At 72.0% G+C, this 19,396-nt stretch carries 18 protein-coding genes and 1 tRNA gene; 11 read left to right on the top strand and 8 right to left on the bottom strand.

The window, feature by feature from the left end; genetic code table 11:
• Window positions 1-26: 26 nt before the first annotated feature.
• Complete coding sequence (locus ABTZ54_RS16035; RefSeq protein WP_351662949.1) at window positions 27-590, bottom strand: GPR1/FUN34/YaaH family transporter; 564 nt, start codon at window positions 588-590, stop codon at window positions 27-29.
• A 153-nt stretch (window positions 591-743) separates the two neighbouring features.
• On the bottom strand, window positions 744-1,265 hold the full coding sequence (locus tag ABTZ54_RS16030; protein WP_351662946.1) for a universal stress protein: 522 nt from the start codon (window positions 1,263-1,265) through the stop codon (window positions 744-746).
• Window positions 1,266-1,639: 374 nt separating this feature from the next.
• Here ABTZ54_RS16030 and ABTZ54_RS16025 point away from each other — a divergent pair, with 374 nt between their 5' ends.
• The 9 genes from ABTZ54_RS16025 (at window position 1,640) to ABTZ54_RS15985 (ending at window position 11,155) form a co-directional block, all read left to right on the top strand.
• The gene (locus ABTZ54_RS16025; protein WP_351662943.1) at window positions 1,640-1,990 is read left to right on the top strand and encodes a hypothetical protein; all 351 of its coding nucleotides are present in this window, start codon (window positions 1,640-1,642) and stop codon (window positions 1,988-1,990) included.
• Between the two features lie 307 nt (window positions 1,991-2,297).
• Window positions 2,298-3,470: a helix-turn-helix domain-containing protein gene (locus tag ABTZ54_RS16020; protein WP_351662940.1), complete on the top strand. Its 1,173-nt coding sequence runs from the start codon at window positions 2,298-2,300 to the stop codon at window positions 3,468-3,470.
• Window positions 3,471-3,615: 145 nt separating this feature from the next.
• Window positions 3,616-4,218 (top strand): oligoribonuclease, encoded by a 603-nt coding sequence (gene orn / locus ABTZ54_RS16015; protein WP_351662937.1) that lies wholly within the window; start codon window positions 3,616-3,618, stop codon window positions 4,216-4,218.
• A 105-nt stretch (window positions 4,219-4,323) separates the two neighbouring features.
• A tRNA-His gene (locus ABTZ54_RS16010) sits at window positions 4,324-4,396 on the top strand.
• Between the two features lie 106 nt (window positions 4,397-4,502).
• The gene (locus ABTZ54_RS16005; protein WP_351662934.1) at window positions 4,503-4,934 is read left to right on the top strand and encodes a hypothetical protein; all 432 of its coding nucleotides are present in this window, start codon (window positions 4,503-4,505) and stop codon (window positions 4,932-4,934) included.
• Window positions 4,935-5,157: 223 nt separating this feature from the next.
• Window positions 5,158-6,840, top strand: a complete 1,683-nt coding sequence (gene aspT, locus ABTZ54_RS16000; protein WP_351662931.1) for an aspartate-alanine antiporter — start codon at window positions 5,158-5,160, stop codon at window positions 6,838-6,840.
• Between the two features lie 46 nt (window positions 6,841-6,886).
• Window positions 6,887-8,590, top strand: a complete 1,704-nt coding sequence (gene aspT / locus ABTZ54_RS15995; RefSeq protein WP_351662928.1) for an aspartate-alanine antiporter — start codon at window positions 6,887-6,889, stop codon at window positions 8,588-8,590.
• A 16-nt stretch (window positions 8,591-8,606) separates the two neighbouring features.
• Complete coding sequence (locus ABTZ54_RS15990) at window positions 8,607-10,259, top strand: bifunctional aspartate transaminase/aspartate 4-decarboxylase (RefSeq protein ID WP_351662925.1); 1,653 nt, start codon at window positions 8,607-8,609, stop codon at window positions 10,257-10,259.
• A gap of 146 nt (window positions 10,260-10,405) precedes the next feature.
• Window positions 10,406-11,155 carry an alpha/beta fold hydrolase gene (locus ABTZ54_RS15985; protein ID WP_351662922.1) on the top strand — a complete coding sequence of 250 codons (750 nt, stop codon included), beginning with the start codon at window positions 10,406-10,408 and terminating at the stop codon, window positions 11,153-11,155.
• A gap of 130 nt (window positions 11,156-11,285) precedes the next feature.
• Here ABTZ54_RS15985 and ABTZ54_RS15980 read toward each other — a convergent pair whose 3' ends face one another.
• The 3 genes from ABTZ54_RS15980 to ABTZ54_RS15970 all read right to left on the bottom strand — a co-directional run bounded on the left by ABTZ54_RS15980 (window position 11,286) and on the right by ABTZ54_RS15970 (window position 15,084).
• Complete coding sequence (locus ABTZ54_RS15980) at window positions 11,286-12,794, bottom strand: cellulose binding domain-containing protein (RefSeq protein WP_351662919.1); 1,509 nt, start codon at window positions 12,792-12,794, stop codon at window positions 11,286-11,288.
• A gap of 173 nt (window positions 12,795-12,967) precedes the next feature.
• Window positions 12,968-14,386: a HAMP domain-containing sensor histidine kinase gene (locus ABTZ54_RS15975; protein WP_351662917.1), complete on the bottom strand. Its 1,419-nt coding sequence runs from the start codon at window positions 14,384-14,386 to the stop codon at window positions 12,968-12,970.
• Entirely contained in the window at window positions 14,383-15,084 is a 702-nt protein-coding gene (locus ABTZ54_RS15970) for a response regulator transcription factor (RefSeq protein WP_351662914.1), read from the bottom strand. Before ABTZ54_RS15970 ends, ABTZ54_RS15975 begins: the two co-directional genes overlap by 4 nt.
• Before the next feature lie 34 nt (window positions 15,085-15,118).
• Here ABTZ54_RS15970 and ABTZ54_RS15965 point away from each other — a divergent pair, with 34 nt between their 5' ends.
• On the top strand, window positions 15,119-15,736 hold the full coding sequence (locus tag ABTZ54_RS15965) for a hypothetical protein (RefSeq protein WP_351662911.1): 618 nt from the start codon (window positions 15,119-15,121) through the stop codon (window positions 15,734-15,736).
• A gap of 161 nt (window positions 15,737-15,897) precedes the next feature.
• On the opposite strand, the gene ABTZ54_RS15960 is transcribed toward ABTZ54_RS15965, so the two are convergent.
• Together ABTZ54_RS15960 and ABTZ54_RS15955 are read right to left on the bottom strand one after the other, a co-directional pair.
• The gene (locus tag ABTZ54_RS15960) at window positions 15,898-16,773 is read right to left on the bottom strand and encodes a spermidine synthase (RefSeq protein ID WP_502997251.1); all 876 of its coding nucleotides are present in this window, start codon (window positions 16,771-16,773) and stop codon (window positions 15,898-15,900) included.
• 55 nt (window positions 16,774-16,828) lie between these two features.
• Window positions 16,829-17,266, bottom strand: a complete 438-nt coding sequence (locus ABTZ54_RS15955; protein ID WP_351662906.1) for a hypothetical protein — start codon at window positions 17,264-17,266, stop codon at window positions 16,829-16,831.
• A gap of 224 nt (window positions 17,267-17,490) precedes the next feature.
• Here ABTZ54_RS15955 and ABTZ54_RS15950 point away from each other — a divergent pair, with 224 nt between their 5' ends.
• A complete protein-coding gene (locus tag ABTZ54_RS15950) occupies window positions 17,491-18,777 on the top strand; it encodes an NsdA family TPR-like regulatory protein (protein WP_351662903.1) in 1,287 nt (428 codons plus the stop codon).
• A 19-nt stretch (window positions 18,778-18,796) separates the two neighbouring features.
• Here the strand turns inward: ABTZ54_RS15950 and ABTZ54_RS15945 are convergent, their stop codons facing one another.
• Window positions 18,797-19,396 (bottom strand): histidine phosphatase family protein, encoded by a 600-nt coding sequence (locus ABTZ54_RS15945; RefSeq protein WP_351662900.1) that lies wholly within the window; start codon window positions 19,394-19,396, stop codon window positions 18,797-18,799.

Below are 19,396 nucleotides of genomic sequence, written 5' to 3'. Positions count from 1 at the left end.
TGCTTTTTCGGGTGGTTCAGGACCGCTCAGCTCGCGGTCGCCGCCCCACGGCCGCCGCGGGCCAGGGACGTCGGCCAGCCCGCGACCGCGGCCGTGGCGCCGTACCAGGCCGCGAGTCCGGCGACCGCGGCGACCCAGCCGCCCGCCTTGCCGAGGCCCGCGTTGCCGGCGAGGGCGCCGATGCCGAGGAGCAGCAGGGCGACGAACAGCAGCCCGTACACGCCCTGTCCGAAGAGCCCGCTGCCGCCGGCGGCGAGCGTCAGGGTGAGCGCGAGCAGCGCCCACAGCAGCAGGAAGAGTCCGGCGGCCTCGGACGAGCTGCCGCCGCCGACGCCGGTGCCCCAGGTGAACCAGAAGGCGCCGAGCGCCGCGTACGCCGTGCCGGAGCCGGTGTCGCCGGCGCGGAGGGCGAGCAGGCCGACGACGAACAGGGCGACGCCGCCGACGAAGGTGGCGAGGCCGGCGGCGTCGGAGGGGCCGACGTGGTCGATCACGCCGGTGGATCCGATGCCGAAGGCGAGCAGGGTCAGTCCGAGGGCGAGGTTTCCGAGCGTGGAGGTGGTGTTTCCCGCGGCGGCTTCGTTGGACACGGCGGGCTCCCTTCAGGAGTGCAGTTGTGCTGCTTGGGCCACTTTGTTCCGGTGGCTCTTATGTACCCTTCACAAGCGCACAATTCACCTGAGGAAGGCCGAAATATTGGCCGGATCAAGGGAGTTGGGGCGGAGGCCGATGGTGCGGAACGGCTACGGGATGACGACGACCGGGCGTTGGGCGCGGCGCGCGAGCCGTCCGGCCACCGAGCCGAAGATCCGGCCGACGATGCCGTGGGTGCCGCCGACCACGATGGCGTCGGCCGCGTACTCCCGGCCGACCTCCTCCAGCTCGTGGCAGATGTCCCCGCCGCGCTCGACCAGGATCCAGGGCACCTCGGAGAGGTGCTCGGCGCAGGCGAGCTCCAGACCGAGGACCTCGGTGCGGTGGTCGGGGACGTCGACGAAGACCGGCGGTTCGCAGCCGGCCCACACGGTGGTGGGCAGCCGGTTGGCGACGTGCACGATGATCAGGCCCGACGCCGAGCGCCGGGCCATGCCGATGGCGTAGGCGAGGGCGCGTTCACTGGACGTGGAGCCGTCGAAGCCGACGACGACGCCGTGCCGGAAGGCCGGGTCGCAGGAGTGACGGGGCTGTTCGACCGCGAGGGGGTCGACCGTGGAGTCGGCGACGCGCTTGCGGTCCGCGGGTTCGGGGAATTCGTGACCGGCCATCGGTGTCTCGGCGAAGAGAGTCCTCTTGGGAGGGACGGAAGAGGGACGGAGAGGGGAGAGCGGAACAACGGTTGGCGGCGGAGCTGTGTCCGGGAATCATCTTCCCAAGCCCATACCCCCAAGGGTACGGCGGCACTCCTCTCGTGCCCAGGGGTGTCCTCGGTGCGTCCTCGGCGCATGCTCGGTGCGTCGGGGACGCGTCGGGGACACCCTTACGGCGTTCCAGGGAGCATGCACGAGCCCCGCGCCGTAGCGCAATGCCGCTTGTGCCCTACAGGTGTCGGCGCGGGGGCCAAACGGCCGTCTCCCGCAGTGACCGGAACGTTCCGTTCCTCGTTCCCACAGGTCACGCCACCGTCGCAGGGAGTCCGCCCGTGCCCGCACCCTCGTCCGCCCCCGCCGCCACCGCCGCCGACGCCTCCGCCCCGGCCGCCCCCGCCCTGCGGACCCCCGCCCCGCGCGGGCGCGGGCGGGCGCCGGAGGAGGAGCCGGGCGCCCCCGGGCCGGACGCGGCGAGCGACGTGGTGCGCTGGGCGGTCTTCTGCTGCGTGCTCGTCCCGGTGGTCCTGGTGGTCTACGGGACCTCCCTCGGAGGCGCGGCCGGCGCCGCCCTTGGGCTCGCCGCCGTGACGGCCGCCTGCCGGGTGCTGCTCCGGCGCTCGGAAAATGGGTTGCGCGCCGAGCGTGTGCGCCCCCGTACTGGCCCTGGGCACCCTTGGAGTTGACAGGGTCGTACGGCGATTCCCATATGTTTTCAGCCAAGTTCCGGCTAGCGGTCGCACCCTGGCCGAAGACCGCTCAACCCGCGTAGGGCCAGGCTTCGCCGCTCTGGACTGCGTCGACCGATCGAATGGTTCACGCCAAGTGCCCATGTCGACAATCCGCCGGGCGGAGAACTTGTCACGCCGGCGGCACGGGACGCAGTAGATTCGATCATGGGTACCGAAGACTGGGGTCTCGTGCAAAACCGAGGGGAAACGTGGCACAGCGACACGACCAGGGAGACGCCAACACCGAGGGGGGCTTAGCGTCATGAGCCAGGACCACTCCGTCGCACCGGAGGCGGTACGGAAGCTGTCCGGGCGCCGCCGTCGCGAAGTCGTCGCGGTACTGCTGTTCAGCGGTGGGCCCATCTTCGAGAGCTCCATCCCGCTCTCCGTGTTCGGCATCGACCGTCAGGACGCGGGGGTGCCACGCTACCGGCTCCTCGTGTGCGCCGGTGAGGACGGACCCCTGCGGACCACAGGGGGACTCGAACTCACCGCGCCGTACGGCCTGGAGGCCATCAGCCGCGCCGGCACCGTCGTCGTGCCGGCCTGGCGCTCGATCACCTCGCCGCCGCCCCCGGAAGCGCTCGAAGCGCTCCGCCGGGCGCACGAGGAGGGCGCGCGCATCGTCGGCCTGTGCACGGGGGCGTTCGTCCTCGCCGCGGCCGGCCTGCTCGACGGCCGACCGGCGACCACGCACTGGATGTACGCGCCGACGCTCGCCAAGCGCTATCCGTCGGTCCATGTGGACCCGCGGGAGCTCTTCGTCGACGACGGCGACGTGCTGACCTCCGCGGGCACGGCAGCCGGCATCGATCTCTGCCTGCACATCGTGCGGACCGACCACGGCACGGAGGCCGCGGGCGCCCTGGCGCGCCGGCTGGTCGTCCCGCCGCGGCGCAGCGGCGGTCAGGAGCGCTACCTCGACAGGTCTTTACCTGAGGAGATCGGCGCCGACCCGCTGGCCGAGGTCGTCGCCTGGGCACTGGAGCACCTCCACGAGCAGTTCGACGTGGAGACCCTGGCGGCCCGTGCGTACATGTCACGGCGGACCTTCGACCGCCGGTTCCGCTCGCTGACGGGCTCCGCCCCGCTGCAGTGGCTGATCACCCAGCGGGTGCTCCAGGCGCAGCGGCTCCTGGAGACCTCCGACTACTCGGTCGACGAGGTCGCGGGCCGCTGCGGCTTCCGGTCCCCGGTGGCGCTGCGCGGCCACTTCCGGCGGCAGCTCGGCTCCTCGCCGGCCGCCTACCGGGCCGCGTACCGGGCCAGGCGTCCGCAGGGCGACGGCGGGACCTCGGTCCTCGACCCGGTCGTGCCGGCGCAGGTCGGTGCCGGGCCCCGGCGTCCGGTGAGCCCGCTGGACCCGGGCAAGCTGTCGTCGGACCCCTACGGCCACGGCCGCCCGGCCCTGCCGGGACAGCGCAGCGCGCCGTAAGGCCACCCCGTACCGCGCCGCCACAAGCCGCGCACCGAGAAGACCGACGGGCCCCCGGGACACCTCTCCGGGGGCCCGTCGGGCGTGTCGGGGGCACCCGTACGGCATCACCCCGATCCCCAGGACACCCCCTAAGGTAGGACGCATGAACGATCGCATGGTGTGGATCGACTGCGAGATGACCGGGCTCTCGCTGACGGACGACGCACTCATCGAGGTGGCCGCGCTGGTCACCGACTCGGAACTGAACGTGCTCGGCGAAGGTGTGGACATCGTGATCCGCCCGCCGGACGCCGCCCTGGAGACGATGCCGGACATCGTGCGCGAGATGCACACGTCCTCCGGCCTCCTCGACGCGCTCGCCGAGGGCACCACCCTCGCCGACGCCGAGGCCCAGGTGCTCGCCTACATCCGCGAGCACGTGAAGGAGCCCGGCAAGGCCCCGCTGTGCGGGAACTCGGTCTCCACCGACCGCGGCTTCCTCGCCCGCGACATGCCGGCCCTGGAGAAGCACCTCCACTACCGGATCGTCGATGTCTCCTCGGTCAAGGAGCTGGCCCGCCGCTGGTACCCGAGGGCGTACTTCAACAGTCCGGAGAAGAACGGCAACCACCGGGCGCTCGCCGACATCCGCGAGTCCATCGCCGAGCTCCGCTACTACCGCGAGGCGGTCTTCGTGCCGCAGCCCGGCCCCGACTCGGAGACGGCGAAGCAGATCGCCGCCAAGCACGTCGTACCCGCGGAATGAGCCCCGCTCGCGCCCTTCGAACAATGCGGGCGCGAGCACCCTCAAACACCCTGTAGACTTCTTCTCGGCCGGTCGGGGAAACCTTCGGGAAAACCGCCGGTCGTGGTGGGTATAGCTCAGCTGGTAGAGCACCTGGTTGTGGTCCAGGATGTCGCGGGTTCGAGTCCCGTTACTCACCCTGATGGCGAAGGCCCCGGTTCGAAAGAACCGGGGCCTTCGTCGTATCCGCGGTGATCCGCGATCATCCTCGGTGATCCACCAACACGATCGTCCTGGGGGGACGAATGAACGCTCGCGCCGTCAAGCGGACCGGAGCGGCGGTCCTCGCCCTCCAAGCCGGCTACCTGCTGCTCATGCACCTGGCCTTCGCGATCTTCGCGGGGGAAACCGGCGAGCCCCGGCCCGCCGGCGGCCCCGACCTCCGCTATCTCGCCCTGATGGCGGCGGTCCTCCTCGTGCTGCTCGCGTCCGCCGCCGTCCTCGCACTGCCGGCCCTCGCCGGGCGGACGCCCTGGTGGGTGCGGGCCCCGCTGCTCGCCGGCGCGGTGGTGCTCCAGCTGTACGTGATCATGTCCGCGCTCTCCAACGCCGGCGACCAGGGGTTCGAGCCGGACTCCGTGCTCAACGTGGTGATGACGCTGCTCGCCCTGGTCGCCGCCGCCGCGTCCGTCCTGGGGCTCCGCGGCGTACCGGCGGCGACCGCCGCCACCGAGTAGCGGGGCCCGTGCCGCCGGGCGGGTGAGGGGCGGCAGATCGTGGGCGGGGTGATGCGGGGCGCGCGGTAAAGGCCTGAGGGCGGGACCCCCGGCCCTCCCCCGTCGCGTCGAACTCGCTCACTCATTCGGGCGAGGCGAGAGGCTCCTCGCCCCCTCCCGCTGTTATTTTCCCCTTATGTCCGATATCTTCACATCCCTTTACCCGCGGGCGAGGTGAGGCCGGATGGGAGTCCTGCGTGACCATCCCGAACTGGCCCTCTTCCTCTGCCTCGCCGCCGGCTACCTCGTCGGCAAGCTGCGCGTCGGACCCATCACCCTCGGCGGCATCTGCGGCACGCTGATCGTCTCGCTGCTGATCGGCGCCTGGGCGAAGGTCACCATCTCCGACGACGTGAAGACGATCTTCTTCGCGCTCTTCATCTTCTCGCTCGGCTACATGGCCGGGCCGCAGTTCTTCGCCAACCTCAACAAGAAGAGCCTGCGCTTCTTCACCCTCTGCGCCATCGAGGTCGTGTGCGTCGTCGGCATCGCCCTCGGCCTGGCCAAGGCCTTCGACCTGGACGTCGGCACCGCCGCCGGCATCCTGGCGGGCGCCGCCACCGAGTCCGCGGTCGTGGGCACCGCCACCGAGTCCATCGGCAAGCTGACCAACCTGACGCAGGCGCAGATCACCGAGTACCAGGGGCACGTGGCCACCGCGTACACGGTCTGCTATCTCTTCGGCCTCATCACCATCGTGATCTACACCAGCCAGATCATGCCGATGATGATGCGGATCAACCTCCGCGACGCCTCGCGCGAGCTGTGGGAGAAGATGCGCGGCGGCGGCGGTGCCCTGGAGGACGACGAGCGCGAAGCGCTGCCCGGCATGGTCGGGCGCACCTTCCTGGTCACCCACGCCGACGGCACCCTCGTCTCCCAACTGGAGCGGGCCAACGGCAGCCGGGTCACCGTCGAGGCCGTCAAGCGGGGCAGCAAGGTCCTCACCCCTCCCCCGCCGGACTTCGAACTGACCCTCTCCGACCTGGTCCTGATGGTCGGCCGGCGGTCGAACATCATCTCCGCGGGACGGCACATCGGACCCGAGACCCCGGCGATCCCGGGCCTCGACACCCCGCTCGCCACCACCCAAGTCTCGATCACCGACAAGACGGCGGACGGCAAGTCCCTCGACACGCTCACCATCGAGCACCCGGAGATCGCCGACGGCGGGGTCTACGTGACCGACGTGCTGCGCAACGACCAGCACCTGCCGGCCACCCCCGACACCATCGTGCACCGCGGCGACGTCCTCACCCTGGTCGGCTCCCGCTCGGGCCTGGGCAAGCTGGCCTCGAAGGTCGGCGCGATCGTCAAGAACGACGCCACCGACTTCATCTACCTGGGCCTCGGCATCGTCGTCGGCTCGCTCATCGGCCAGATCGTGGTCCGCTTCGGCGACGTCCCCATGTCGCTGGGCACCGGCGGCGGCTGTCTGATCTCCGGGCTGCTCTTCGGCTGGTTCCGCTCCCGCAAGCAGACCTTCGGCGCCTTCCCCCCGCAGGCCGCCACCACGATCAAGGACCTCGGCCTCGCGGTCTTCATCGCCTGCACCGGCCTGGTCTCCGGACCGCAGGCCGGGCCGCTGCTCAAGCAGTACGGGGCGCTGCTGCCGTTCGCCGGGATCGCGATGGTCCTGGTGCCCGCGACGATCTCGCTGGTCGTCGGACTCAAGCTGCTGAAGATCGAGAAGCCGATCCTCGTCGGCGCCATCGCGGGCCAGCAGTGCTCGACCCCGGCGATCACCTCGATCACCCAGGTCGCCCAGAGCTCGGTGCCGATGCTCGGCTACACGATCACGTACACGCTCTCGAACTTCCTGCTCCCCCTGACCGGCCCCCTGCTGGTCGGGATTCTCGGAGCCTGAGAGGACACATGGTGCGACGCCACACAACGGGAGGGCGCTCCTCCCGATGATCGACTTCCTCAACCGGAACATCTTCCAGCCCCACCCCGAGCTGCTGATCTTCATCACGGTGGCGCTCGGCTTCCTCTTCGGCAAGCTGCGCTACAAGGCCATCGCGCTCGGCGCGGTGACGGGCTGCCTGGTGGCGGGTCTGCTGCTCGGCGCCCAGTTCAAGGTGACCATCGACGGCACGGTGAAGAACCTCTTCTTCACCCTGTTCCTCTTCGCGCTCGGCTACAAGGTCGGCCCGCAGTTCTTCCGCGGTCTGAAGAAGGACGGCATGCCGCAGGTCGTCAACGCGGTCGTCGTCTGCGTGACCGGTCTGCTGGTCTCCTGGGGCTTCGCCGTGATGCTCGGCTACGGCCCCGGGCTCTCGGCCGGTCTGCTCGGCGGCGCCCTCACGCAGTCCGCCGTCATCGGTGTGGCGCAGGACGCCATCGGCAACCTGCCGGGGCTGTCCGCCGCCCAGATGAAGAACGAGGAGAACCTGGTCGCGATCGGCTACGCGGTCACGTACCCGCTCGGCACGATCCTCTGCGCCATGCTCCTCGCCAACTTCCTGCCCAAGCTGTACAAGCGGGACCTGGCCGTCGAGTCGGCCCAGCTGGCCAAGGAGATGGACGCGCCCGGGGACAACCCCGACCTGGCCGAGGGCTACTACGAGGTCGTCCTGCGCGCGTACGAGATGGACCACTCCCCGCTGGTCGGGCGGACCATCGACGACTTCGAGAACCAGCAGAAGGAGCTCGGGCACCGGATCTACATCACCCGGGTCCGGCGCGACGGCCAGATCCTCGAACACGACCAGCAGACGGTGCTGCGCTCGGGCGACGTGCTCGCCGTGAGCGCGCTGCGCGGCTCGCTGATCGAGTTCGACGCCCGTACCCACATCGGCCCCGAGACCGACGACGTGGAGCTGCTCGGCTACCAGACCGAGAGCCTGCACGTGGTCGCCTCGGAGAAGGCCCAGCTGGGCAAGACGGTCGCGGAGCTGCGGCGCGAGCCGTTCATGGTCGGCGTGTACATCGACAAGATCTACCGCTCGGGCGCGGAGTTCCCGTACCGGCTCAACACCCAGCTGGAGCGCGGCGACACGGTGATCCTGACCGGTCCGAAGCGGCTGGTCGACCCGGCGGGCAAGGCGATCGGGAAGCCGGTGCCGACCTCGTTCGCCACCGACATGCTCTGGGTCGGCCTCGGCGTCTTCCTCGGCGGCTGCATCGGCATCCCGGCGCTGACCGTCTCGGGCGTGCCGATCTCGCTGTCCACTTCCGGCGGCGCGCTGATCATGGGTCTGGTCTTCGGCTGGATCCGCGGCAAGTACCCGACGTACGGCAACGTCCCGCCGGGCGCCCAGTGGTTCATGGACACCCTCGGCCTGTGCCTGTTCGTCGCGGTCGTCGGCATCAACGCCGGTCCCAGCTTCACCAGCGGCCTCTCGACGGCCGGCTGGGGGCTGCTCATCTGGGGCGCGGTGGCCACCTTGATCCCGCTGATCGTGGGCTTCCTGGTGGGCCACTACATCCAGAAGATCCGCTTCCCGATCCTCATGGGCGTACTGGCCGGCGGCCAGACCACGACCGCGGCGATCGGCGCGATCAACGAGCAGTCCAGATCGCAGATCCCGACGCTCGGCTACACGATCCCGTACGCGGTGGGCAACGTGCTGCTGACCATCTGGGGCGCCGTCATCGTCATCCTCAACCACTGACCCGTAAGGACCGATCATGCCCAAGACCACCTTCACCCGCGAGGAGATCAAGTCCTTCGCGCAGCTCTCGCCGTTCGAGCTGAAGGACAAGTTCATCACCATCGCGAAGGAGGCCCAGGCGGACAAGCCGGGGCAGAAGGACAAGTCGCAGGTCCAGATGCTCAACGCGGGCCGCGGCAATCCGAACTGGACGGCGACCAGCCCGCGCGAGGCGTTCTACGCGCTGGGCTACTTCTCGCTCTCCGAGTCGCGCCGGGTGTGGACCGCCGACGACCTGGGCGGCATGCCCGAGCTCGCGGGCTCGGGAGCGCGCTTCGACACCTTCGCGCGGCAGCACCCGGACCTGCCGGGGATCGAGCTGCTGCAGAAGAGCGTGGCGTACGCGGTCGAGCGCTTCGGCTTCGACAAGGACGCCTTCGTGCACGAGCTGACCGACAGCTCGATCGGCGACAACTACCCGGTGCCGGACCGGATCCTGACCCACACGGAGCAGGTGGTGCGCGGCTACGTCGAGGACGAGATGTTCGGCGGGAAGCCGCCGAAGGGGAACGTCTCGTACTTCGCGACCGAGGGCGGCACGGCCGCCATGTGCTACATCTTCGACTCCCTGATGAAGAACGGGATCCTGAAGAAGGGCGACAAGATCGCCCTGATGGTGCCGGTGTTCACGCCGTACATCGAGATCCCCGAGCTCGACACGTACGAGTTCGACGTCGTCACGGTCGAGGCCTCGCTGTTCGCGGAGACGGGCGTGCGCGAGTGGCGCTATCCGACGGAGGAGGTCGCCAAGCTGGAGGATCCGTCGATCAAGATGCTCTGCCTGGTCAACCCGTCCAACCCGCCGTCGCTCGCGCTCAGCCAGCGGGTCGCGAAGCAGATCAAGGAGATCGTCGCCACCAAGAACCCCAACCTGGTGATCGTCACGGACGACGTCTACGGCACCTTCGTGCCGGGCTTCCGCTCGATCGCCGCCGACCTGCCGCACAACACGCTGCTCGTCTACTCGTACTCCAAGCACTACGGCTGCACCGGCTGGCGGCTCGGGGTGATCGGGCTCAACGACGACAACGTCATCGACAAGATGATCGCCAAGCTGCCGAAGTCGGAGAAGGACCGCCTGAACAAGCGGTACGGGACGCTCACCCTGGAGCCGGAGAAGATCCGCTTCATCGACCGGCTCGTCGCGGACTCGCGGCAGGTCGCCCTCAACCACACGGCGGGGCTGTCGCTGCCGCAGCAGGTCATGATGACCCTCTTCTCGCTCTTCGACATGCTGGAGGAAGGCCAGGCGTACAAGGAGCGGCTGCGGTCGATCGTGAACCAGCGGCTGGACCTGCTGCTCGAAGGCGCCCAGATGAAGATCGCCGACGACAAGGCGCGGGCCGGCTACTACATCGAGCTGGACCTGCTCGCGGAGGCGGAGCGGGTGCACGGCAAGGACTTCGCGGACTTCCTGGAGAAGAACTACGAGCCGGTGGACCCGCTGTTCCGGCTGGCCGAGCAGACCAGCGTGGTGCTCCTGAACGGCGGCGGCTTCGACGGCCCCGAGTGGTCGGTCCGCGTCTCCCTGGCCAACCTGGACGACCTGGACTACCTGAAGATCGGACACCACCTGCGGGGCATCTTCAACGACTACGCGGAGGAGTGGAAGACCTCGCGGGCCGGGTAGTCGGGTAGCGGGGTGGGCAGGTAGTTGTCCACAGGGCGGGAGCATTTCTGTAGCGGGCGTTATGGAATCTGGGGTACGGTGACCTCATCGTTGATTCCATGGCGTCCGCTACGTGTGTACGGGCGCCGGACACGGGGGACTGTTCCATGACCGCGCACGCTCTGCTCCTGGCCCACGGCTCCGGCGGTGGCATCGACTCCCACTTCGGCCCGATCCGCGCCGCCCTGGCCGCCGGGGGGCGCCGGGTCGTCGGCTTCGACCTGCCCGGCACCGGCGACGCGCCCCGCGCCACGGCTCCGCTCGACCTGGACGCGCTCGCCGACGGCCTGGTGGCGGCGGCGGACGCGGCGGGGGTCGGGCGCTTCGCCGTCGCCGGGTATTCGCTGGGCACGACCGTCGCGGTCCGGGCCGCCACGCGCCACCCGGAGCGGGTGACCGGGCTCGTGCTCACCGCCCCCTTCGCCCGGGCCGACCACGCCCTGCGCCAGGCCTCGTACCTGTGGCGGGACCTCGCCGGGAGCGGGCAGCACGAGCTGGTGGCCCGGCTCCTGGTGCCGCTCGTGTTCAGCCCGGCCATGCTCGACCCGATGAGCCCCGAGATCGTCGAGGGCATCGTGCGGCTCACCGCCGATTCCGTCCCGCCCGGTACGCCGGACCATGCCGACCTGGTGACCCGGGCGGACGTGCGGGGGGACCTGGCACGGGTGGGCGTGCCGACCCTCGTCATATCCACCGCCGAGGACCGCCTCGTCTCCCCCGCCCTGCACCGCGCGGTCGCCGCGGGCATCCCCGGCGCCCGCCTGACCGAACTGGCCACGGGGCACGCGCCGTTCGCGGAGAACCCGGCGGTGTGGGGGAAGCTGACCGTGGGGTTCCTGGAGGAGCTGGAGAACTGAGCCCGTCGGGTCGGGGGGAAGGGGTGCGCGCCCCGGCCGGCGGTGGGGTGGCTCCGGCCGGAGCGCGCGGTGTGGGGGGTCTCGGGGGGGGCCTGGGAGTCTCGGGGGGCTTGCGGGCCCGGGAGGGGGGCTACTTGTAGGCGGCGAAGGCCTTCGTGAAGGCGTGGGGCTGCTGGAGGATCGAGGAGCAGGTGGCGTCGGCGTAGCCGACCGCACCGGCCGCGCACTGCTTGTCGCGGGTCGAGGACCACATCGACAGCCAGCCGATGCCCTTGGACTTCGCGAAGTCCACCAGCTGGGTGGCGTCGTCGACCCTGAAGACCTCCGACGAAACGTCGTTCACGCCAAGCATCGGGGTGATGGCGACGGCCTTCCAGGCGGCCGCGTCGGACAGGCCGAGGACGCCCTTGATCTGGGCCTGGGTGGCGGTGGCCGCCGAGATGGCGTACTGGCCCATGTCGCCGCTGTAGGCCGGTCCGTAGTCCATCGCCATGATGTTGACGGCGTCGACGCGGACCCCGTTCCGCTTGGCGTCGGCCAGCAGGTCCACGCCGGGCTGGGTGAGGCCCTCGGGCATGACGGGGAGCGTGAAGGAGACGTTCAGGCCCGGATGGGACTTCTGGAGCTGGGCGATGGCCTGGGAGCGGCGGGTGTTGGCGGCGGTGTCCGGCAGGGCGGCGCCCTCGATGTCGAAGTCGACCTTGGTGAGCTTGTACTGGTCGACGACCTTGCCGTACGCGGCGGCGAGCGTGGTGGACGAGGAGCAGTTCAGGGCGAGTTCATGGCCGGCCGCGCCGCCGAAGGAGACCCGGACGTCGCCGCCCCTGGCGCGCAGGGCGCCGATCTGGGCGGCGACCTTGTCGGAGGCCAGGTCGGTGACCCCGCCCCACAGCGGGGCGCAGGCGCCGCCGGAGGTGACGAAGGCGAGGTTGAACTCCTTGACGCCGGTCTGGTCGACGGTGGAGAGCAGGTCGTACGCGGGGTAGAGGGAGGTGTCGACGTAGGGCGCGAACCTGGCGGTGGCCGTGCCGGGCGGGGTGGTGGCGGTCGCGGTGGCGGTGGGCGCCGGGGTGACGGTGGCGGAGGCGGTGGGGGTGGCGCTTCCGGTGGGCGCGGGGGTCCTGGTGGGGGTCGCCGTGGCCGTGGGAGCGGCGGTGGCGGTGGGCTGCTCGGTGGGGCGGCCGCTGGGGGTGGGGGTGGCTCCGCCGGCGGAGCAGGCGGCCTTGTTGATGAGGCAGCCGACCGGGTCCCCGGCGGTGCCGGCGGCGGAGGTGACGAAGCCGACGGTGACGGACTGGCCGGGGGCGAGCTGCCGGTTCCAGCTCGCGGGCTTCACGGTGACATGGCGGCCGGAGACGGTGTGGTCGCCGTTCCAGAGGGAGCCGATGGCGGTCCCGGCGGGCAGGTCGAACTCCAGGGTCCAGTCGGACTGCGGGGCGGAGGTCTCGTTGGTGATGACGTACTGGCCGGTGTAGCCGCCGGTCCAGGCACTGGTCCTGGTGTAGGCGGCACCGACGGCGGCGGCCTGGGCGGTTCCGGTGAGCGCGAAGGCGGCGCCGCCGATGACCGCCGCGACGACGACCGCGCCGACGGCCTTGGTCCTGCCGCTCGTCCTGCGCCGGTGCGAACTCGTGCTCATCGCGTGCCTGCCTCTGCGTGCCGGGTGGGGGGGGTGGCCCTGGGGGGTGCGGCAGCACGTTAGCGAGAGGGGAACGGACAAATGGCCACAAGGAGGCCGAGGTTGAGGATTCTTAGGCTCCGCTTAAGGGAGGCATCGGGACGCCGAAAGGTTGGCGGCCCGCACGGCCCCCGTCAGACCTTCTGGCGCCGTCCGCGGCGGCCCGCGCCGGGCTCGGCGCGGCGGCCCCTGCGGCCCCGGCGGCCGCCGCCGACGGGGCGGCGCCCGTCGAGGCCGATCCAGATGCGCACCTCGGTGCCGCCGAGCACGGAGTGCCCGATGCGCACGTCGCCGCCGGTGGACTCCGCCATGCGGCGCACGATGTCGAGACCGAGCCCGGTGGAGCCGTCCCGGCCACTGCTGTTGCCCCGGACGAGCGCGGCGGCGGGGTCGGCGATGCCGGAGCCGGCGTCGGAGACCAGGATGATGACGGCGTCGTCGCCGTTGTGGAGGTCGACGGAGAAGGCGGTGCCGACCGGGGTGTGCCGGAAGACGTTGCCGAGCAGCGCGTCGAGCGCGGCGACGAGCTCGGGCCGGGCGACCGGGATGCGGACGGGCCGCTCGACGCCCGCGACCCGCACCGTGCGGTCCTCGTCCTCGGCGAGCGCCGACCAGAAGTCCATCCGTTCGCGCACCACTTCGGAGGCGTCGCAGCCCGCGAGGGGCACGGTCGGCTGGGTCTGCGGCTTGGCCTCGCGGGCGGTGCGGATGATCGTGTCGACCTCGCGCTCCAACTGCTCGACGGCGGCCCGGGTCTGCTCGGCGGCGGGACCCGAGCCCAGCGAGGCGGTGTTGAGCCGGAGCACGGTGAGCGGGGTGCGCAGCCGGTGGGAAAGGTCGGCGGCGAGTTCGCGTTCGTTGGCGAGCAGTTGGACGACCTGGTCGGCCATCGAGTTGAAGGCGGTGGCGGCGGACCTGAGCTCCGGCGGGCCCTCCTCGGGGACCCGGGCGCCCAGCTTGCCCTCGCCCAGCTCGTGGGCGGCGCGGGCGAGCCGCTGGGCGGGCCGGACCATGCGCACGCCGAGCCGGTCGGCGACCGCGACGGAGCCGACGATGAGCGCGTTCCCGACGCCGGCGAGGACGAGCCAGGCGGTGGCGACGCCGTTGGTGACCTCGCTCTCGGGGACGAAGAGTTCGACGATGGCGACCTGTCCGGAGCTGACCGCGGTGGGCTGGAGCAGCACGAAGCCGCCGGGCACCTCGGCGATGGTGGCGCGGCCCAGCGACCGGGTGGTGGCCAGGTCCTTGCCGGTGGCCCGTCGGGTGCCGATCTCGACGCCGTCGGCACCCTCGGCGCCGGGTTCGGCGGACGAGGGGAGGTGGACGGCGAGCCGGCCCTCGGCCCCGTCGTCGGTGGTGGCGACGGCCCGGTCGAGCTGTTCGCGGTCGGTGGTGATCGCGAGGACCGGCGCGAGTCCCGCGGCGCGGCGCTCGGCGTTGGAGAAGGCCCGGTCCCTGGCCATCTCCTTGACGACCAGGCCGAGCGGTACGGCGAACGCGACGACGACCATGGCGGTGACGGCGAGCGACACCTTGACCAGTGCCCATCTCACGGCCGCGGCTCCAGGGGCGGTTCCAGCTTCACGCCCACTCCGCGCAGGGTGTGCAGATAGCGGGGCCGGGCGGCCGTTTCACCCAATTTCCGTCGCAGCCATGACAAATGTACGTCGATGGTCTGATCGTCCCCGTAGGACTGCTGCCACACCTCCGCCAGCAGCTCCTTGCGCGGCACGACCACCCCCGGCCGGCCGGCCAGGAAGGCGAGCAGGTCGAACTCCCGCCGGGTCAGGTCGAGCGGGGCGCCGTCGAGCGCCGCCTGGCGGCGCAGCGGGTCGATGGCGAGCCCGCCGACCCGTATCTCCCGCGAGGGCGCCGGCTCGCCCGCCGAGGAGCGGGCCCGGCGCAGCACGGCCGCCATCCGGGCGGACAGGTGCTCCACGGAGAAGGGCTTGGTCAGGTAGTCGTCCGCGCCGTCGTTGAGCAGCCGGACGATCTCCGCCTCGTCGTCGCGCGCGGTCGCGATGATCACCGGGACGTCGGTGATGCCGCGCAGCATCTTCAGCGCCTCGGACCCGTCCAGATCGGGCAGTCCGAGGTCGAGGATGACCACGTCGAAACGGAAATGAGCGACCTCGCGCAACGCCTCAAGGGCCGTGCCGACGCTTCGCACCAGGTGGGACGCCTCGGTCAGATGCCGGATGAGGGCGGAGCGCACGAACTGGTCGTCCTCGACCACGAGCACACTTGCCATGGCCCGCACCGTACGCCATTCGGGGGATGGCAGTATGAGCCGGATGCGAAGAGGACTGGTTCACGCGCTGGCGTGGTCGCTCGCCACGGGCGGGGCGGTCACGCTCTCGTGGTGGGGGGTGCACACGGTGCTCGCCGGCACGGTCTACGACCCGCCGCGCGCGCTGCCCATCCCGACCGGCGTGAGCACCGGCGGCACCACCGGTTCCGACCCGCTCGTCTCCTCGGCCCAGGCCTCGGGCTCCCCCGGCACGCCGCCGCCGACGACTCCGGCCACCACCCGCCCGCCCACCGCGTCGGCCACACCGCCGTCCCGCCGTCCGACCGCCCCGAAGACCGCGACGAGCACCCCCGGCGGCCCGGGCGGGACGGGCGGGACGGGCTCGACGCCGGGCACCGGCGGCGCCGGGAGCACGGGGAACACGGGGAGCGTCAAGAGCTACGGCACCGACGGCGGCCGGGCCGTCTTCGACCTCGGCCCGTCCTCGGCGGAGCTCGTCAACGCGACGCCCGAGGCGGGCTGGCAGATGCAGGTGTGGAAGCAGCCGACCTGGATCCGGGTCACCTTCACCAAGGACAGCCGGGAGATCTCGGTCTTCTGCGTCTGGCACGACACGGCGCCCCGCGTGGAGATCGAAGAGCGCGCGGCCTAGGGCCTGTCCGGCGGATCATGGCCGGGGCCGGGGTGTCTGGCACGGCACCTCGCCGCGTTGCCGAAACGTCCCGATAGCTCCGCTATCGAGCCGCTCCGGCGCCTTGCGACGCACCGCACCAGACACCCCGGCCTCTCCGACCCTGATCCGCCGGACAGGCCCTAGCGGAAGACGGACGCGGGCGGTACGGGCGAGGGCTTGGCGCTCGCGTCGGTGACCGGGGTCGCGCCGCCGGTGAAGTCGGCGAGCGCCCGCCCGTGTTCGACCCGCCCGGCGTGCGGGTCGGTCGCGACCCGCCGGGTCAGCTCGGCCACCGGCAGCTCCCGGTCGGAGGCGAGCAGCACCGCGTTGCCGAAGCGGCGGCCGCGCAGCACGGTCGGGTCCGCGGTGAGCGCCAGTTCGGGGAAGACGGTGGCGGCGGTGGCGATCTGGCCGCGCAGATGGGCCAGCGGCGGGCCGTCGGCGAGGTTGGCCGCGTAGAAGCCGCCGGGCCGCAGCACCCGCCGTACCTCGGCCAGGAACTCCGTACTGGTCAGATGGGCGGGCGTACGGGCCCCGCTGAACACATCGGCGATGATCAGGTCCGCCCAGCCGTCCTGCACCTTGCCGAGCCCGGCGCGGGCGTCGGTGGAGCGGACCCGGATCCGGGCGGTGGTGTCGAGCGGCAGCTCACGGCGGACCAGCTGCACGAGCGGCCCGTCGAGCTCCACGATCTGCTGGGTGGAGCGGGGCCGGGTGGCGGCGATGTACCGGGCGAGGGTGAAGGCCCCGCCACCGAGGTGCACGACCTGGATCGGCCGGTTCGGCGGGGCGACGAGATCGGCGATGTGGCCGAGGCGCCGCTGGTACTCGAAGGTGAGGTGCGCGGGATCGTCGAGGTCGACGTGCGACTGCGGGGCGCCGTCGATCAACAGCGTCCAGCCTCGGGGTCGCTCCCGGTCGGGTATGAGTTCGGCGAGCCCGCCGTCGACGGTCTCGACGACGGCGACGGCGCCCGCCGCCCGTTCCCGCTGCTTGTTCCTGGCCACGTGCCCCATTATCGACGCAGCCGGCGGAAGACCGCCCGACGAGCCGGGACCGGCCCGCGGGGGGTCAGCGGCAGCCGTCGGCCGCCTCGATCAGCCGGGCCGCCTGGCCGAGCGCCTCGCGGAGCATCGCGGGGTCGGTGACCTCGCCGCTGTCGCCGGGCGGCAGCAGCCAGTCCGCGGGGCGGGCGCCGGCGCCGTCCGGGCCGGGCAGTTCCGGCGGCTCGGGCAGGCGCAGCCCCCGGCCGTCGGTCCTGGTACAGGCGCTGCCCGGCATGTCCCAGCCCGCCGCCGTCCCCGGCGGGACCAGGAAGCCGAGGGTGTCGCAGGCGCCGTCATGCAGCACCGGGCCGACGGCGGGGGCGCCGCCGCGGCGCAGGATGTCCACGGCCTCCAGGCCCTGCCGGGCGGGCACGGTCACCAGATCGCAGGGCCCGGCCGGGGACGCGCTCGCGTCCGGCGTGGGCACGTGCGTCGCGGTGGACTGTGACGCGGTCTCCGCCATGGGACCCCTCCTCGCTCCAGGGGAGACACGTTGCGTCTCTCCGCATGGTTCAACGCCCGCGAGCGTCAACGGCTACGGCGCCACGCCGCCGCAAAGGATGGCAGTTCATGGCAGATCGCAGGCGAGATATCCGATTTGTTTGCAAACTCAGCGTGCGCGACCCGTCACAGCAGGTACGTTCTTGCCGCGCCGGAACACCGGCGGCACCAGGAGAGGGCTCGGCCATGGCGTTGTCACGGGCAGTTCCCAATCTCGCCTTCCGCGGACTCCGCGGCCGGCATTCACCGGCGGAGTTCGCCGCGACGGTCCGCCGGGCCGCGCGGGAGATCGGCGAGCAGGTCGCGTGCGACGCCCGCTACATCGGGCGCGTGGAGGCGGGCGAGATCCGCTGCCCCAACTACGCGTACGAGCGGGTGTTCCTGCACATGTTCCCCGGACTGAGCCTTGCGGACCTGGGGTTCTCGGCGCGGGAGGCCGTTCGCGGCCGGCGGCCGGCCGTACCGGCCGGGGCACCGCCGCCCCTCGCCATCACCACCCGGAACGATGAGGAGAGCGACGTGCTGCGTCGCGCATTCATGACCGGCGGCACCGCCACCGTGGCGGCCGCCTCGCTGGGATTCGGCGGCACCGCCGTCGCCATCCCCGCCCCCCGTGGCGTCCACCGTGTCGGAGACGCCGAGGTACGCGCCGTCGAGGACGCCGTACGCCACATCCGCCTGCTCGACGACCGGCACGGCGCCGACGGCCTCTACCAGCGGGCCACCCAGCCGCTCCGTACCGCCTACGCCCTGCTCGACGCGGGCGTCAGCGCCCGCCGCTCCACCGCCGACCGGCTGCACAGCGGCGCCGGCGAGCTGGCCATCTCCGTCGGCTGGCTCGCCCACGACTCCGGCCGGCTCGACGAGGCCCGCTCGCACTACGCCGAGGCCCTCGCCACCGCCCGGGTCGCCGGGGACCCCGCCCTGGAGGCGCACGCCTTCTGCAACACCTCGTTCCTGGCCAGGGACGGGGGCAGGTTCCGGGAGGCCGTACGGGCCGCCCAGGCCGGGCTGCGGGCCGCCCAGCCGCTCGGCTCCGCCCGGCTGCTCACCCTGCTGACCCTGCGGGAGGCCGCCGCGTGGGCCGGGCTCGGCGACCGGTCCGCCTGCGTCCAGGCCCTCGGCCGCGCCCACGACCTGTTCGCCCGGGGCCCCGGCGACAGCGACCCCGAGTGGATGTCCTTCTTCGGCGAGCCCGAGGTGGAGGCCCTGGAGGCCCAGTGCTGGTCGATGCTGGGCGAGTGGTCCCGGGCGGCCCGGCACGCCCACCGGGCCACCGTGCTCCAGGACCCGCACTTCGCCCGCAACCTCGCCCTCTACCGGGCCCAGCTCGCCGGCAACCTCGCCCGCGCGGGCTGCCCCGAGGAGGCCGCGGCGCAGGTGCAGCGGGTGGTCGACTCCCTGGACGGCGTCGACTCCGCCCGTATCCGCACCCTGCTCGCGGAGACCCGCCGGGTCCTCGCCGCCTACTGACGGACGCCGGGCACCGCGGTCACGCCTGCTCCAGGTGCCCGGTGTCGTTCCAGCGCTCGACCGCGGGCGCTCCGTACGCCCAGCCGAGGACGGAGAGGCTGGTCGGGTCGAGGCGGATGCGCGAGGCGAAGGAGACGTCCTCGCCCAGCCAGCGGGCGCCGATCGAGCGCAGGATGTGCCCGTGCGCGAAGACCAGCACGTCACGGTCGGCCGAGCGGGCCCACTCCACCACCTGGTCCGCCCGCGCGGACAGCTCCGCCAGCGTCTCGCCGTCCGGGACCGCGTCGCGCCAGATGAACCAGCCCGGCCGGACGGCCTGGATCTCGGCCGGGGTCATCCCCTCGTAGGCGCCGTAGTCCCACTCCATGAGCGCGTCCCAGTTCTCCGCGCGCTCACCGAACCCGGCGAGCTCGCAGGTCTCCCGCGCCCGCACCAGCGGGCTGGTGCGCACCTCGACCCCGTCGAGCCCGGCCCACGGGCCGCGGCTCAGCCGCTCGCCGAGCAGCTTGGCCCCGCGCCGGCCCTCGTCGAGCAGGGGGATGTCGGTCCTGCCGGTGTGCCGTCCCAGCAGCGACCATTCGGTCTGGCCGTGCCGGGCGAGCAGGATGCGGGGTGCCAT

This window comes from Streptomyces sp. NPDC094032 (assembly GCF_040303965.1).
GTDB lineage: Bacteria > Actinomycetota > Actinomycetes > Streptomycetales > Streptomycetaceae > Streptomyces.
Note: the sequence above shows the minus strand (reverse complement) of the source record. Positions and strands in the feature narration are given on the sequence as shown.

Bases quoted from the DNA above. Each gene is read 5' to 3' on its own strand.
- ABTZ54_RS16030 (WP_351662946.1), bottom strand. From the start codon at position 1,265: ATGGCCGGTCACGAATTCCCCGAACCCGCGGACCGCAAGCGCGTCGCC.
- ABTZ54_RS16020 (WP_351662940.1), top strand. From the start codon at position 2,298: ATGAGCCAGGACCACTCCGTCGCACCGGAGGCGGTACGGAAGCTGTCC.
- orn (WP_351662937.1), top strand. From the start codon at position 3,616: ATGAACGATCGCATGGTGTGGATCGACTGCGAGATGACCGGGCTCTCG.
- ABTZ54_RS16005 (WP_351662934.1), top strand. From the start codon at position 4,503: ATGAACGCTCGCGCCGTCAAGCGGACCGGAGCGGCGGTCCTCGCCCTC.
- aspT (WP_351662931.1), top strand. From the start codon at position 5,158: ATGGGAGTCCTGCGTGACCATCCCGAACTGGCCCTCTTCCTCTGCCTC.
- aspT (WP_351662928.1), top strand. From the start codon at position 6,887: ATGATCGACTTCCTCAACCGGAACATCTTCCAGCCCCACCCCGAGCTG.
- ABTZ54_RS15990 (WP_351662925.1), top strand. From the start codon at position 8,607: ATGCCCAAGACCACCTTCACCCGCGAGGAGATCAAGTCCTTCGCGCAG.
- ABTZ54_RS15985 (WP_351662922.1), top strand. From the start codon at position 10,406: ATGACCGCGCACGCTCTGCTCCTGGCCCACGGCTCCGGCGGTGGCATC.
- ABTZ54_RS15980 (WP_351662919.1), bottom strand. From the start codon at position 12,794: ATGAGCACGAGTTCGCACCGGCGCAGGACGAGCGGCAGGACCAAGGCC.
- ABTZ54_RS15970 (WP_351662914.1), bottom strand. From the start codon at position 15,084: ATGGCAAGTGTGCTCGTGGTCGAGGACGACCAGTTCGTGCGCTCCGCC.
- ABTZ54_RS15965 (WP_351662911.1), top strand. From the start codon at position 15,119: ATGAGCCGGATGCGAAGAGGACTGGTTCACGCGCTGGCGTGGTCGCTC.
- ABTZ54_RS15960 (WP_502997251.1), bottom strand. From the start codon at position 16,773: ATGGGGCACGTGGCCAGGAACAAGCAGCGGGAACGGGCGGCGGGCGCC.
- ABTZ54_RS15955 (WP_351662906.1), bottom strand. From the start codon at position 17,266: ATGGCGGAGACCGCGTCACAGTCCACCGCGACGCACGTGCCCACGCCG.
- ABTZ54_RS15950 (WP_351662903.1), top strand. From the start codon at position 17,491: ATGGCGTTGTCACGGGCAGTTCCCAATCTCGCCTTCCGCGGACTCCGC.
- ABTZ54_RS15945 (WP_351662900.1), bottom strand. From the start codon at position 19,396: ATGGCACCCCGCATCCTGCTCGCCCGGCACGGCCAGACCGAATGGTCG.